The sequence below is a fragment of the Flagellimonas hymeniacidonis genome (assembly GCF_008040165.1).
In the GTDB taxonomy this organism is placed as follows: domain Bacteria; phylum Bacteroidota; class Bacteroidia; order Flavobacteriales; family Flavobacteriaceae; genus Flagellimonas; species Flagellimonas hymeniacidonis.
Window position 1 is genome coordinate 1,153,331 of the sequence record NZ_VRUR01000001.1, and the last position, 14,098, is coordinate 1,167,428.

Consider the following 14,098-nt stretch of genomic DNA (forward strand, 5'->3'; position numbering starts at 1 on the left):
TTTTGGTTAGAATTTTTAAATTGCACACAACGGTCTTGTATAACCGTCAGTTACGGGTTTATATGCGTTAATTTTCGGTTTGGCACAGGCTTTAGCAATTCCGAGTGGATTCGGACGTAGTCGAATCCGCCGTAATTGCGGTTATACATTGTTGTGGTGTCGTACTTATTTTTCATTCTCAATTAATTCAATTCCCACAGGTTCCTTTGGTGGCGGTGGTGGTGGCGGAATATCCATTTTCTCATTCAGCCATATTTTTAAAACCACGCTGTCAGTCAGTTTTTCATATTCGTTTACAACTTTATACAACGTTTTTGGGAATAATGAAATCTTTTCATCATCATAGGATAAAAATATCAATAGCTTTTCCGGATTTCGACTCCAAGATGGTATTTTACCATTGTTATTAAAGTCTTTTTTTAAAACTGAAGCCAAGCTATCTAAAGGATAATAAAACCTATCAGCTTTACTAATTGTATCGTTATGTATTTGAATTGTGTTTCTCTGCTTTATTAAAATGCATCCAAAATTATCCCAACAAGGATTTCTCAAATAAACTCTTTTTATAATACTGTCATTCTCAAAAGTTATTTTTGGAATACTATCATTACAAGCGATTTCTTCAGTTCTTTCGAGTAAACTTTTCCATTCCGTATATTCAGTCAGTTTTAATTCCACCGCAACACTTTCACTTTCGTTTTGAAAAAGACCAAAATTCTGTTCAACAATTTTTTTCGGTTTCTGCTCCGTAGTATGACATCCGAAGATTACTGAAGTCAGAATTATAAAAGACAATATTTTAAAGTCAGTTCTCATTTTTTTTGTATGCACCACAACGGTTCGGCTAAGCGTAGTGCTGAGGCAAGGAAACTTTTCGTTTCCGTCTGGTCTGCGAGCCAGAGCTTTTTGTTTTGTAATTATCTTTTCTTTTTTAATTGCCAAATCCAAAAGATTTGGCGGACTTAGTAAACAAACCCAAACCACTAAATTTAGCGCTTTATGCCCTATTTGCTATAGGTGTTGTTAGGCTTAGTTATTTATTCCAGTTCCAGTAACAATTTAGGACCATCGTAAAATCCTTCTCTGTCGGCTTGAATCATTCCAGAAAAGTTTTTTTCAAAGAACTGCATAAGTTCTCCATTTGCGTCATAACCTTTGTCCACTATATCATTTGTTGGCAATTGAACACAAATTATATATTCGGTCTTTTTTAAGTGTTCAGCCACCTTTTTCTTTTTAAGTTCATAGAAACGTGGTTTACCGACAAACTCCAAAAACTCTTCTAATTCCTCTTCCGCAAGTCCGTCAGAATTTTCAAGTCCATTTAGTTCAACTAAAAGCGGCAATCTATTTTTATCATAAATTAATTCAAAATGATTCCAGTTTTCAGTTAGTAACTCCGCTCCATTTAGATTAGAACTTACACTTATTCCATTTGCGATTACAAAGTCCAAAATACTTTGAACCGTCGGTTTATTTTTGGTTGCACAAAATACTCTTGTGAAGTAACCCATATGTTGATTTTAATTAAGCCTAACGGTTAGTGTATGGCTTCGTTGCGGAAAATGTCCAACGGACTTTTCCGCCGTAGCCCTAAGTTAGCTAATCAGACTGGAATTTCCTTATGGAAATTCCGACCGCAATGAGCTATACACAATGTTACCTGCTGGCTTTTTTTAGTTTTCCGTCCCGTCTCCTTCTTAATACAGCAATTTCATTTGCTAAGTCTATTCTTTGTTCTTTCCAGAATTGGGCATAGAGTTCTTCCTCTGTCATTTGTTTTGTAGACTCAATTATTCCGTTTTCAGATTTTGATGGTGGGGCAACAGGTTTGTCAAAAGCTCTACTTAACCCACAAATATTCATTTTCAAAAATCCGTTTTCCATTCCTCCATAAACTAGCCAAGTTCCTTTTCCTTCAACATAAGGTTGGCAAGATTTCCAATTTTTTCCGATATAAATATTTTCTTGTAAGTCTCCTCCGTCCAATGATTCCACAACTTTTATTTTATAAGTCAGGTCATTATTAACTTCGATAATTTCTCCAATGAAAATACATTCCGAATTCTCTATTTCTTGTTTTTGGAGGTCCTCTAAATTTTTAAATCCACAATCGCAAGCAATTCCGATTTGCACGAAAAAGAATGATAAGATAAATGTCCAGATTAAGTTCTTCATTTCGTTTTGTTGAGCTTGCAGGTAAAGGTCTCGGCTATGATTTCGGCTTGGCAAATCCGTTAGGATTTTCCAAGTTCGGAATCCAGCCGTTTTTTAAAGTTAAGGTTTTTGGTTTGTCCAATGGAAAGCTGAATTATAGCCCTTGTTGTAGTGCGTTTTTAGTCCACCTCAAAGTGAGAGACATTTGTTGTTACAATCCGCCATTCGCTTTTGACTTTTATCAATCCGTATCCGACACTTCCACGCACTTTTATGGTGTCTCCTTTGTTATTGATCCGTTGATTATAGTATTCCGTTATGTAGGATGCCGAGTTATTTGAAAGTAAATTGATATGCTCGTTTGACAGATTCCACACCAAAATTTCTTGAGTGTCTCCTATAAAATTTTTCCAGATATCATTAACGGTTTGATAATTTCCCCAATATTGGCCATCACCGAATAAAATATGGTCATCAACATCAAGATAATGCGTCATGAGTTTAGTGTGATTAAGATTTTTCAAATCTTTGATATGACGATGGTACATTTCTGAAATTTCCTTTTTTAGATGAACTGTAGAGGACTCGGCGCTTTGTTCTTTACAACCAATTAAAAGGAGAGTTCCTAAAAGAAGAAAAATTGGTCTCATGAGTCTTTGATTAAATTGAAAATGCACTACAACGTTAGGATATATAAACCTACCCTAAAAGGTAATAATATCCAAAGTAAAATAGTGGTTATCCAATACTTTTTCCTTGAGGTAATGATAACGCACCAAAATATGGTTATTTTACACCTACCTAAAATCTTATCCTAATGGAATACCTACTCAGATTAAAAACCATATTGGAACTTAAACGGTATAGCAGTAATACCATTAAAACCTATTTAGGGCTTTTAAAGGCATTTATTGGTGAATATCTATTAAGCGACAAACAACTGGTGGAAGCAAGAGAAAAACAATCCACTCGGCATCAATAATCATACGAAAGAAACACTACTCTTTTTTAGGATAAATGATATCCAGAAACTGATCTATAAGCTTCACTTGGTCCTTATTATTGGAATAGAGTAGACTATTTTTTCTGGAATAAGCTCGAGCAAAAAGGTCAAACTTTATTCTATAAACCATCTTATTAATTTCTTTATCCTGTTTTTCCGCTAGCGCATTAACTTTTCTCAATTCATTTTCCCACCAAGAAAAGTTCGTTTTTTCAGGATTTTCAAAGTCTGAAGACATTTGTGCGATCAATTTGCTTGAAAGTTTTTTTTCCAGTTTAAGCGCGTTGGTCAAAGAGGCAGTTTGTTTTTTAAAGGGCTTGGAAGCCTTAAGTTGCTGTAACTGCTTTGCCAGACTATCAGTTTCATAAAAACCAGCATAGGATTTGATAAGCCGTTCATATTCTTCCGCAGCAAATAAGAAGTCCAGGCTGTCTTTGAATTTTTGAATCTGATTGTATTCGGATTGATATTGCTCGAGAATGGCTTCGTCTTTAGCCAGACCGTTCTTTTTTAGTTTCTGAAGATGCAACCAATCAAAGGCCCGTAAAACCTGTTTTTTCGGTGGCCAACTGTGATTGCCATCATAAGTGATAAGTGTGCTATTGAATTTTATGAGTTTTAAATAACCCTTATTTTCCAACATTTCTTTGTAGTTCATGTCTTTAGTGCCACAAAGACCAACATAGGCGTAATGTTGTGCGGCCGGCATTTGTTCCTGCAAATAAGAGAACCCTGCTCCACAGCCTACTACCCCGGCAAATTTGTTGGTTAAAGAAGCTATGGCACTTGCCAATCTAGATCCACCTGAAAATCCGGATAGATACATTTCATCTTCTTTAATAATAAACTGTGAAAAAATATGATTGAAAAGATTGTTGGCAATATCAAAATTGCGTTCATAAGGGCCATTTCTAGAATCATTGGAACATACTAAAATATGGCCATACTTTTCAGAAGCACTTATAAAAGGTTGAATGCCAATAGACCCCCTTGCGGCTGGCTCAAAGATAAAAATGATAGAGCTAAGCGTATTTTCCTGATACGATTTTGGAAGGTAAAGAGCAAAGGTTTCGTTGTTGGTTCCCGATACGGTTAAAGAATCGTGCACAATACCTTTTTCTAAGGTTTCTTGTGCAGGCACAAAAAATATAACACCACAAAAAAAAGCAAAACTCAAAAGGAGAGAACGCATGGTTATTTTAATAGACTGGTATACTTTTTACGGTCTTTCAATAGTGCTGTTGCCGCAAGAATGGCATCATCATGTTTCAAGTAATATTGATACAATCCTTCACGGTAGAAATAGCGCTTGATAATTTCATCTTCAAGATTTTTTGTTATTTCTTTTTTAAAGGTATCCAAAGCTAAAATTTTGCCCTTGTTTACCGCAAGCAATAAGTCCTTGTATTTGTTTTGGACATCTGGCCCCAACAAATGGTCATCGGCATTAATAGATTGCTCCAACAATTCTTCGGTTTCTGTTTGAAAAGAAAAATCCTGTGCTTGCGCAAAGGTTTTGAAAGTATTAAAATCGCTTTCAGAAAAAGCAAAATCATCAACAGTATCAAAGGAGTGGTCATAATAGAAATCCGTGGCAAAATCAAAAACAATATTGTTTTGTTGCAGGGCATCCATCAAGGTATTTGATTTAAGTGATGTAATTTCCACATCGGGCATAACACCTCCACCATCTTGCACCTTACGCCCATTTCTTGTGGTAAATTCTTTAAAGTTTGTATTTCGCACAGCATTGCCTTCATGGTCTCTGTTCCAATAATCCAAGGACTGAATGCAACGCCCTGAAGGAGTATAATATCTTGAAATAGTGACTTTGAGCTGGGTTCCGTATGTGAGTTTTAAAGGGCGTTGTACCAAGCCTTTTCCAAAGCTTCTGGCACCCATAATAACAGCGCGATCCAAATCTTGGAGTCCGCCCGAAACAATTTCGCTTGCAGAGGCACTTCTGCCATTTACGAGCACAACCAAGGGAATGTCCAAATCTTCTGGCTGGTTTTTGGTCTTATATTCTTGGTTAAATTTTTTGACTTTGGATTTGGTGGTTACGATCAGCTCTCCCTTTGGAACAAATAAATTGGTGATATTAATGGCTTCTGAAAGAAGGCCGCCAGGGTTTCCACGTAAATCAAGAACCAAACTTTCCGCGCCTTTTCCTTTTAAATCTTGCATGGCAGCTTTGGTCTGGCTTGATGCTTTTCTATTGAATTTTGAAAGAACGATATAACCCGTCTTATCATCGATCATATCATAAAAAGGGACCGCATCCACATCTACACCTTCACGATTGATCGTTGCTGTTTTTGTTTCACCTTGCCTTACAAAAGTGATATTTACGCTGGTATTGTTTGACCCCTTGAGCAATTCACTGGCATTATCATCAAAGTCTGACACCTTTATGTCCCCAATTTTAATGATTTCATCACCAGCTTTTAGTCCAGCTTTATCCGCGGGGTAATCTTTATAAGGCTCCACAATCACCAGCTTGCTTTCATAAGAACGCACCAAGGCTCCTATTCCTGAATATTCTCCTGCATTATTGATTTTATAGGCTTCTACATCTTGTTCGTTTAAAAAACGGGTATAGGGGTCAAGCTCATCCAGCATATTCTTAATGGCGGAGTCCATTAATTCTGCAGGATTGGTTTCGTCAACATAATTCATGTTGAGCTCTTTGAAAAGTGTAGTGAAAATTTCTATTTGCTTTGCAATTTCAAAAAAATCACTTTTAAAACCACTTCCTACTATTAAAAAAGCAACGGCTACAATAGGAATTAGAATCTTTTTGTTAATCAATTTTTTCATGGCATTCTTTTTTTATAAATGCGGACAAAAGTTGTTGAATGGCCCTATTTACTTCATCATACTCGGGCATCTTATTACCAAGATATAAAAATAGAAACGCAAAGTTTCCCTCTATCTTGTTAAAAGCTTCTTGCTTGTTTTGTCTGTAAGCCTCTCTAAGTAAGCGCTTAATACGGTTGCGCTTAACAGCGCTTTTAAATTTTTTCTTTGGCGCAACAACACCTACTTTAATGCGTTCCCCATCATCAAAGCTTACCTGGGTATATAACAGCTTTACAGGAAATGCCTTAATACTCTTTCCTTCAACAAAAAGTTGTTCGAAAACCCTTTTGCTTTTGAGTTTTTCTCTTTTTTGGAAAGTGAATTTATTTAAAGTCATATTAAAGCTGGCCCATAGGGAGACAGGAAAATTTTACTTTTCCAAGATACAGGTAAAGATATTAAGAATTAAACTCTGGGCAGTCAGGGTTTAATCCAGCAATTTTTGATGAATATTGTTCTCACCATTAACATCCGCCATAAGTTGGGACGGATCAATCATAATTGCCTTAATTTCTTCTAAAGGGCGATCAATAACAAAACCATAGGTTGGATGGGCCCATGCCCAATCATCTAAAACGGTCCTTTTTAAATTGGGATATGGATTATCTTTCTCCCCCCGCATCATGCGCAGGGGAACATAAAAAGTTTCTTGTGTGCCATCCGAATTGACCACCAAAATGTCCAGTGGCATGGGCATTTCGCCAATTCGTTCCAGTACCACCGTGGTTTTTCCATTTTCCGATTCAACAGTCTTTATGCCATAGTCAATGGTGTTTGTGGTTTGGGTCCAATCGGTCAAGTACCAATCCAACTCCATTCCAGATACTTTTTCGGCAGTTCTTTTAATATCATTGGGCACTGGATGCTTAAACTTAAAGTCTTCATAGTATTTTCCGATGGTTTCCATCAACTTGTCTTGTCCGATGACATAACCCAGTTGGGAAAGAAAAATAGACCCTTTGCTATACGCTGCAATCCCATAAGCAAAATTGGTGGAGTAGCGATCAGCATGGGCCGTTTGAGGGAGCTCTAGACCAGAATTTACCAAAGCATAGTACCCCTTGTATGAGCCTTCAAAAGGATTCTCCTTGCCTTGCTCCATAATTTCGTTCATGCATAAACTGCTGATAAAGGAGGTAAACCCTTCATCCATCCACTCATATTTTGATTCGTTTGTGGCCAAAATATGCTGAAACCATGAATGCGCCATTTCATGGACCATGACCCCAACAAGACTGCCAAAGTTCCTTTTTCCGGTTATTAAGGTACTCATGGCGTATTCCATTCCACCATCTCCTCCTTGCACCACAGAATACTGATCGTAGGGATATTGGCCTATATTTTTGCTAAAGAAACGCATGGCATCTTCTGTTTTAGGCTGCAATTTTTTCCAATTTTCAATAATTTCTGGGTCGTTTTTATAATAAAAATGTAGCGTAGGGCCCCCCTCCATTTTTAAAACATCATGAATGTAATCGGGATCAGCGGCCCACATAAAATCATGAACGTTTGGAGCTTTAAAGTGCCACGTTAATTTTTTGCCTTTGGTCTTTACGGTTGTACCTGGAGTTTGATATCCATGTCCAATTTCTTCCGGATTTTGTAAATATCCAGAACCTCCTACAGTGTATTTCTTGTCTATGGTAAGTTTTACATCAAAATCACCCCAAACACCATGAAATTCTCTGGCGATGTACGGATTTGGGTGCCATCCTTCAAAGTCATATTCCGAAAGTTTTGGATACCACTGGCTCATAGATAGAGCAACACCTTCGCTGTTGTTTCTACCGGAACGTCTTATTTGCAAAGGAACTTGTCCCTTAAACTCCATGTTTAGCGTAGTCTTTGCTCCAGAAGGAATAGGTTCGGCTAAATCCACTACCAAAATGGTTCCTTCTTCCGCAAAAGAAACTGGCTTGCCATCTTGAGTCAAGGTTTGCACATGAAGATATCCCATTTCGGTTTCGGATAGCAATGAAATTCTGCTTTTTTCATTTTCCATCATTCTACCATCTGGGTCTTTAACATTTTGTAGACGAACATCCATTTCGCTACCTGGTTGAAAAGCATTAAAATAAAGATGATAATACACTCTTTTCAACACGTCTGGTGAGTTGTTGGTATAGACCAGTTTTTGGGTTCCCGTGTATTGAAATGTTTCCACATCCATATCAACCTCCATCGTATAATCTACATGCTGCTGCCAGTATGAGGTGTTATTTTGACCGAAGAGGAAAGAAACTCCAGTAAGAACAGTAAAAATGAAAGACAATAAGGTTCTCATGTTATTTTGTGTTATTGTTTAAGGTCATTTTGCCTTTTGAAATGTTTCCTGCTAAAAGAAGGGCATTGTAAGCATTGACCATTTTACCTGATTTTGAAATTTGATTGAAGGTTGTTGCATTTGAAGGATCCCCAGATACAATGACGGAGGCCTTTGAACGTAATCCTGATTGAATTAAGATTTGCTTTACTTGCGAAGCAGATAATTGAGGGTAATATGATCTAATCAATGCGGCGACACCGGCAACTGCAGGAGCGGCCATGGATGTACCACCCATAAAGTCATAAGAATTATTGGGCAAGGTGGAATAGATGGCATCACCAGGAGCAAAAACATCAACATTTTGCTTTCCGTAATTTGAAAAACCTGCTACCATTTTAGAACCGTAACTGCTTGTTAAAGCACCAACAGTAATTACATTATTCGCAAATTCTGAGCCATTATAGCTGTGGTCGTTGGGATAATTGGGGTTTTCAGGATTGTCCAGGTCATCACCGTCATTTCCAGCTGCATGCACAATGAGGACATCTCTTGATGCGGCATATTGAATCGCATCATACACCCATTGCGCATTTGGTGAAAAAGATTTTCCAAAGCTACAATTGATGATTTTTGCGCCATTATCAACCGCATATCTAATGGCCATAGCGATATCCTTGTCGTATTCATCGCCATTTGGCACAGCACGTACACTCATTAATTTTACATTTTTGGCCACTCCATTAACACCCTTTCCATTGTTTCTTTCTGCGGCAATAATTCCCGCTACATGGGTACCATGGCTTTCGGTATCAACTCGATTTTTTGGGTTTCCATTTCCATAAGATTTGTCGTTTAAATCATATGGATTATCACCTACTGGAGTTCTTCCATTAAAATCTTTGTTTAGGTTGTAATTTACTTGATCTGTAAAATAAGTAATGCCTTCGGAAAGCTCTTCCATAACACTTGAAATGTCTTCTCCGTAAGTAAACATCTGTGTTAAGACCGCAACAGTTTGTTGCATTTCCTCAGTTTTGGCATCAATGGCCAACAATTCTTTTTTGGTGTAGGAGTCTTTGCCCAGCTTCTTTTTTATGGTCTCGTCAGCATTTTTTACTACTTGAAAAATCTGCTCATATTGCTGTTTGTTTTGTAGCGCTTTTGGATATGCTTCATCCAGCTTTAATCGTGCTTTTGCTCTTGCCGAGGCATCCCCAACATTTAAACGAAGCATCCGCACATATTCCAACTGTTCATTGTACGCTTCTCCTAAAAAGTTATATCCGTGTATATCATCTATATATCCATTGCCATCATCATCTTTTCCATTATTTGGTTTTTCGCCTTTGTTGGTCCAAAGCACATCAACCAAGTCTTCATGTTCAATATCCATCCCAGAATCAACCACTGCAACAATTACCGTTTTCCCACTCTTGTTTTTAATGATTTCTTTGTAGGCTTTATCAACACTCATTCCCGGAATGGTATCTGTGATGAGATCAGCATGACCCCAGACTTTTTTCTGTGCCTCAGTGAGTTCAGAAACCTTAAGTGGAACGGTGTCTATATTTTCCACTGGAGTAGACACCAAAGAGGTGGTTGAGCTACAGCCCATTAAAAATAACGAGGTGGAAAGAAATACAAAAGATAGTTTGGCGTATGTGCGATTCATATATAGTATTTTATTGAATGTAAAACTTTATTGAGGATCGAATATTTCATTGAAAGAAAACAATTCGTTCAAGCGTACACCTTTTTCTGTTTGCTTTAAGGTGCACAACTGATTATGTGCATCGTGTTCAAAAAACAACAAAAAGTCGTTTTCTGCAACGGTATTTAAAAATTTAGCCTTTTCATCCAACGTTAAAAGAGGCCTAGTATCGTACCCCATTACATAAGGCACAGGAATATGCCCTACAGTTGGAACTAAATCGGCAACAAAGACAATTGTTTTTCCTTTGTAGTTAATGTAAGGTAGCATTTGCTTTTCTGTATGTCCATCTGCAAAAAGAATACCAAATCCTAATTCTGATCTTTCCATGAAAGACGCACTGCCTCTTTCCACAAAATGGAGTTGACCACTTTCTTGCATTGGGATTAGGTTTTCCTTTAAAAAGGATGCTTTTTCCCGAGCGTTTGGATTTGTGGCCCATTCCCAATGATTCTTGTTGGTCCAAAAACGAGCATTTTTAAAGGCTGGCTCATATCCTGTTTTGTCAGTATTCCACTGGATACTACCTCCACAATGATCAAAATGAAGATGCGTCATAAAAACATCGGTGATATCATCTCGGTGGAACCCAAACGCGCTTAGAGCGTTATCCAAAGAATGATTGCCCCAACGATAATAATAACTAAAGAACTTTTCTGATTGTTTGTTTCCGAGGCCCGTATCAACCAAAATAAGCTTGTCCCCATCTTCAATAAGAAGGCATCTAGCGGCAAGGTCAATCATATTATTGGAATCGGCAGGATTGGTTTTACTCCAAATAGACTTTGGAACCACCCCAAACATAGCGCCACCGTCTAGCTTAAAATTTCCAGTCTCAATAGGATAAATAGTCATTCAGAAAAGTAAATGGCGTGCAAAATAAGAAAAGCCTAACGCAAATTGTTAAAAAACATGGGTTTATAACCCTATTTTAACAAAAATGACTTAGGACGAATGCTCTAAGAGTCTTTGCAGTTGCTGTCCAAAATAGATTAGCGCTTTTGTTTCTTGCACACTTAAAAGGCGCTCCTTTTTTAAGATTAACAACGAATGCCCGTTAGATTCTATGTGGTAGTATGGATTACTTTCAAGGAAAAAGATTAAGTCATTATGGAATAGTGCTTGAATCTGAGTTGTTTTTTCACCACTTAAAAAGAAACGACGATTAAAATCTGGATGATTTTCAATAGGGATATCCTTGAACCCGGCCAGCTTGTAAATTCGCTCCAAAAGCCCTTCTTTATCCAAAGAAAAAACAGGAAGCGGATTAGCAAGGGATATATGCATTATGGTTGCTTTAACGACCTCCTTTGCAACAAAGGCACCTTCAGTAAATTCCACATCGAAAACCGAATTTTTTCCTTTTTCATCCTTAAGATGATTATAGAGATAGCTGATTTCTCGTGACTTAAAGAAAATAAAAGTAGATAAAAATGAGGTTTTAATATTTTTCTTGGCGTTATAGGACCACCCATACTCGGCCGATGTTGCCTTTAAATTTGTTTGCCTTCTGGTAAAGTATTTTTCTATGGGTTTTAATGTTTCTAGAGGCAATATTTTTCTGATTGCAAAGGGGTGCCTGGAATCTGTACCATGTTTATCTAAACCTATAAGCTCTATACTTCCTTCTTTTTTAGTAAAGGTCTCCATATAATTTTCTAACCCCTCCATTGCAGTGTGATCTACAAAACCACACATGGAAAAATCCACAATTACGTGTTGATCCTCTGGAATGGCATCAAGTTTATTTTTTAGCTTATAAAAATTGAGAAAACTGCAAAAATATTTTACACTTACATAGTAATTTTTCCCTTCGTTTTCTTGAAACATTAAAACATTGGGCTTAAAAAGATTCCCCAAAAACAGTAACGCACTTTTGTTTATGACCATATGAATGACAAGGGTAATAAGGATTCCAACCGCAATTCCAGTAATGAGATTCGTAAAAAGAGTTATAAGAAGTGTCGTTAAGAAAATCACGATTTGCTCTTTCCCAATTTTAGCCACTTTACGGAATGTTTTGGGCGTTGCCAATTTATAACCGGTATACACCAAAATTGCGGCTAGAGCTGCCAGAGGAATTTTTTTAAGCTGTTCTTGAAACAATAAAATGAATACGACCAGAAACGCGGCATGAAAAAGGTTGGCGGATCTATTGGTCGCTCCGTTGTTTACGTTGACAGAACTTCTTGCAATTACTGTTACAACATTAAGGCCCCCTACCAATCCACTTAAAGAGGTAGCCAATCCAAGTGCCTTTAGGTCCTTATTGACATTGGATCTTCTGCTTTGAGGGTCCAATTTATCAACTGCTTTAATACTCAAAAGGGATTCGATACTGGCAATAAGGGTTATGGCAAAAACACTTAATATAAAATCTTTTTGCAATGCCTTTGAAAAGTCTGGAAAGGCTAGGTTGGACAACACATTTTCCGGAATGGAAATCAGATAAGATGAATCCATGGGAAAAGGCAGATTCAACCACCCAAAAGAATAACTAAAACCAACGGAGAGTATCAATATCCACATTGGCGCAGGAATCAATTGAAAATATGGATTTCTAATTTTTGAATAAAAGACCATAATGAACAGACTTATAATACCAATTCCGGCAGCAACCATTTCTTCAATAGTGCCGTTTTGAAACAAGTCGGTTAACCCTGCGGGGATTTGTGCTAAAAGCGAAACGATACTTCCATGTTCATTGTTGTGCCCGATCATAATATGGAATTGCTTTGCAAAAATTCCCCATCCAATAGCCGCAAGCATTCCTTCGATGGCCGATGCAGGGAAGAAGTCTGCTAAGCGTCCCATTTTTAAAAACCCAAGGAGCAGCATTAATACCCCAGAAATAACAATCGCCGCAAGGGTAAACAAATAGCCCTGGTATAAATCTCCGGCTCCTAGCGTTGTTATTGCACCCAACAGCACGATGACCAAACCATTTCCAGGGCCAGTTATCGTCACTTTGGAACCTCCCAAGAGCGAGACCACAGTACCACCGACAATAGCAGCTATGATACCAGAAATAGGTGGGGCATCACTTGCAATTGCCAATCCTAACCCTAAAGGCAGTGCAATTAAGGACACGACAAAGCCTGAAAAAAAGTTTTTTGGCAAGTCCTTTATGAATGGGTTGGTATGGTTGGTTTTTGGCGTCAAGTTCTTTTTCTAACTATCAAAAGGTCGGTTGGTAAATCGGATAAAATATATTCAATATCATGAGGAAAAATTCTGTCCAAAACACCTGTTTTTTTAGGAGCATTCATAACCAATAAATCGGCCCGTACCACCTCAGCATAATGCCCTATGGAATACCCTCTTTTTCCAAAAATGCTTTGGGTTTTTACTTTTAATTCATTTAAATACGTTTTGGGAATTGACTTTAAAATTTTTCGAACCCTGGAATCCTCCCTATTTTTTAATCGTTCTTTTAAAATGGTAGCTCGTTTAAGTGACTTGTCATCTTCAATATCCACTGCAATTTCTTTCTGGCGTATTTCTTCTACAATCGTAAGCTGCTTAGCTCCCAAAGCGTGGGAGACATAAAATGCATTGGAAATGGCAAATGGCGTTTCTTCATCTTCCAAGCCATTTACCACTACATGTTTACAAGGAACGCGCTCTTCAGATGGTTTTATTAACAATAAGACGGAGCAGCAAACATTTCGAGTTAATTTTCGGGCTATGGAACCTACATAAAATTGATATAGATTTTCATGCTGAAGGGCGCCAAGAATAAGAAGATCAATCGCAGAATTTTGACAGGTATCCAGTAATACTTGATTAGGTTTTCCAGTCTTCCATTGCACGGAAACTTCAAGATCTTTGTGCTCAATATGCGATAGGATTTCATGTATTTGCCGCGCTTTCTTTTCCGTTTTACTTCCCACATGTAATAGAATGAGCTTAGCTCCCAAAAAATGAGAAATCCTTGAAGTCTCCAACACATTGATCTTTAACGAGGGGGAAAATGCAAATCCAAATAAAACGGTTTTAAAAGGTTGGTTCAAGAACACATCTTTAAAGATAGAGCGCCAATATAGCACATAATGGACAAAGAGAGGAACAGCACTTGTCATTTAGCAACAATCTGGAA

At 37.6% G+C, this 14,098-nt stretch carries 13 protein-coding genes; 1 reads left to right on the forward strand and 12 read right to left on the reverse strand.

Features of this window, described 5'->3' with window-relative positions; genetic code table 11:
- Positions 1 to 165: 165 nt before the first annotated feature.
- The 4 genes from FVB32_RS05145 to FVB32_RS05160 form a co-directional block, all read right to left on the reverse strand.
- Positions 166 to 942, reverse strand: a complete 777-nt coding sequence (locus tag FVB32_RS05145; RefSeq protein ID WP_147741824.1) for a hypothetical protein — start codon at positions 940 to 942, stop codon at positions 166 to 168.
- Between the two features lie 95 nt (positions 943 to 1,037).
- A complete protein-coding gene (locus FVB32_RS05150) occupies positions 1,038 to 1,514 on the reverse strand; it encodes a hypothetical protein (RefSeq protein WP_147741826.1) in 477 nt (158 codons plus the stop codon).
- A 145-nt stretch (positions 1,515 to 1,659) separates the two neighbouring features.
- On the reverse strand, positions 1,660 to 2,178 hold the full coding sequence (locus FVB32_RS05155) for a hypothetical protein (RefSeq protein ID WP_147741828.1): 519 nt from the start codon (positions 2,176 to 2,178) through the stop codon (positions 1,660 to 1,662).
- A gap of 158 nt (positions 2,179 to 2,336) precedes the next feature.
- Positions 2,337 to 2,654: a hypothetical protein gene (locus FVB32_RS05160; RefSeq protein WP_222707947.1), complete on the reverse strand. Its 318-nt coding sequence runs from the start codon at positions 2,652 to 2,654 to the stop codon at positions 2,337 to 2,339.
- A gap of 320 nt (positions 2,655 to 2,974) precedes the next feature.
- Between FVB32_RS05160 and FVB32_RS17700 the strand changes: the two genes are divergently transcribed.
- On the forward strand, positions 2,975 to 3,139 hold the full coding sequence (locus FVB32_RS17700; protein WP_187269506.1) for a hypothetical protein: 165 nt from the start codon (positions 2,975 to 2,977) through the stop codon (positions 3,137 to 3,139).
- A gap of 16 nt (positions 3,140 to 3,155) precedes the next feature.
- On the opposite strand, the gene FVB32_RS05165 is transcribed toward FVB32_RS17700, so the two are convergent.
- The 8 genes from FVB32_RS05165 to FVB32_RS05200 form a co-directional block, all read right to left on the reverse strand.
- Entirely contained in the window at positions 3,156 to 4,352 is a 1,197-nt protein-coding gene (locus tag FVB32_RS05165; protein ID WP_147741832.1) for a hypothetical protein, read from the reverse strand.
- 2 nt (positions 4,353 to 4,354) lie between these two features.
- Positions 4,355 to 5,980, reverse strand: coding sequence for a S41 family peptidase (locus FVB32_RS05170; RefSeq protein WP_147741834.1), 1,626 nt, complete (start codon positions 5,978 to 5,980; stop codon positions 4,355 to 4,357).
- On the reverse strand, positions 5,964 to 6,359 hold the full coding sequence (gene rnpA / locus FVB32_RS05175; RefSeq protein WP_147741836.1) for a ribonuclease P protein component: 396 nt from the start codon (positions 6,357 to 6,359) through the stop codon (positions 5,964 to 5,966). The genes FVB32_RS05170 and rnpA overlap by 17 nt, the downstream gene beginning before the upstream one ends.
- A 90-nt stretch (positions 6,360 to 6,449) precedes the next feature.
- The gene (locus tag FVB32_RS05180; RefSeq protein ID WP_147741838.1) at positions 6,450 to 8,306 is read right to left on the reverse strand and encodes a M1 family metallopeptidase; all 1,857 of its coding nucleotides are present in this window, start codon (positions 8,304 to 8,306) and stop codon (positions 6,450 to 6,452) included.
- 1 nt (position 8,307) lies between these two features.
- Positions 8,308 to 9,960, reverse strand: a complete 1,653-nt coding sequence (locus FVB32_RS05185; protein WP_147741840.1) for a S8 family peptidase — start codon at positions 9,958 to 9,960, stop codon at positions 8,308 to 8,310.
- A gap of 27 nt (positions 9,961 to 9,987) precedes the next feature.
- Positions 9,988 to 10,854 (reverse strand): MBL fold metallo-hydrolase, encoded by an 867-nt coding sequence (locus FVB32_RS05190; RefSeq protein WP_147741842.1) that lies wholly within the window; start codon positions 10,852 to 10,854, stop codon positions 9,988 to 9,990.
- A gap of 90 nt (positions 10,855 to 10,944) precedes the next feature.
- On the reverse strand, positions 10,945 to 13,161 hold the full coding sequence (locus FVB32_RS05195; protein WP_147741844.1) for a SulP family inorganic anion transporter: 2,217 nt from the start codon (positions 13,159 to 13,161) through the stop codon (positions 10,945 to 10,947).
- Positions 13,158 to 14,081 carry a universal stress protein gene (locus tag FVB32_RS05200; RefSeq protein WP_147741846.1) on the reverse strand — a complete coding sequence of 308 codons (924 nt, stop codon included), beginning with the start codon at positions 14,079 to 14,081 and terminating at the stop codon, positions 13,158 to 13,160. The genes FVB32_RS05195 and FVB32_RS05200 overlap by 4 nt, the downstream gene beginning before the upstream one ends.
- Between the last annotated feature and the right edge of the window lie 17 nt (positions 14,082 to 14,098).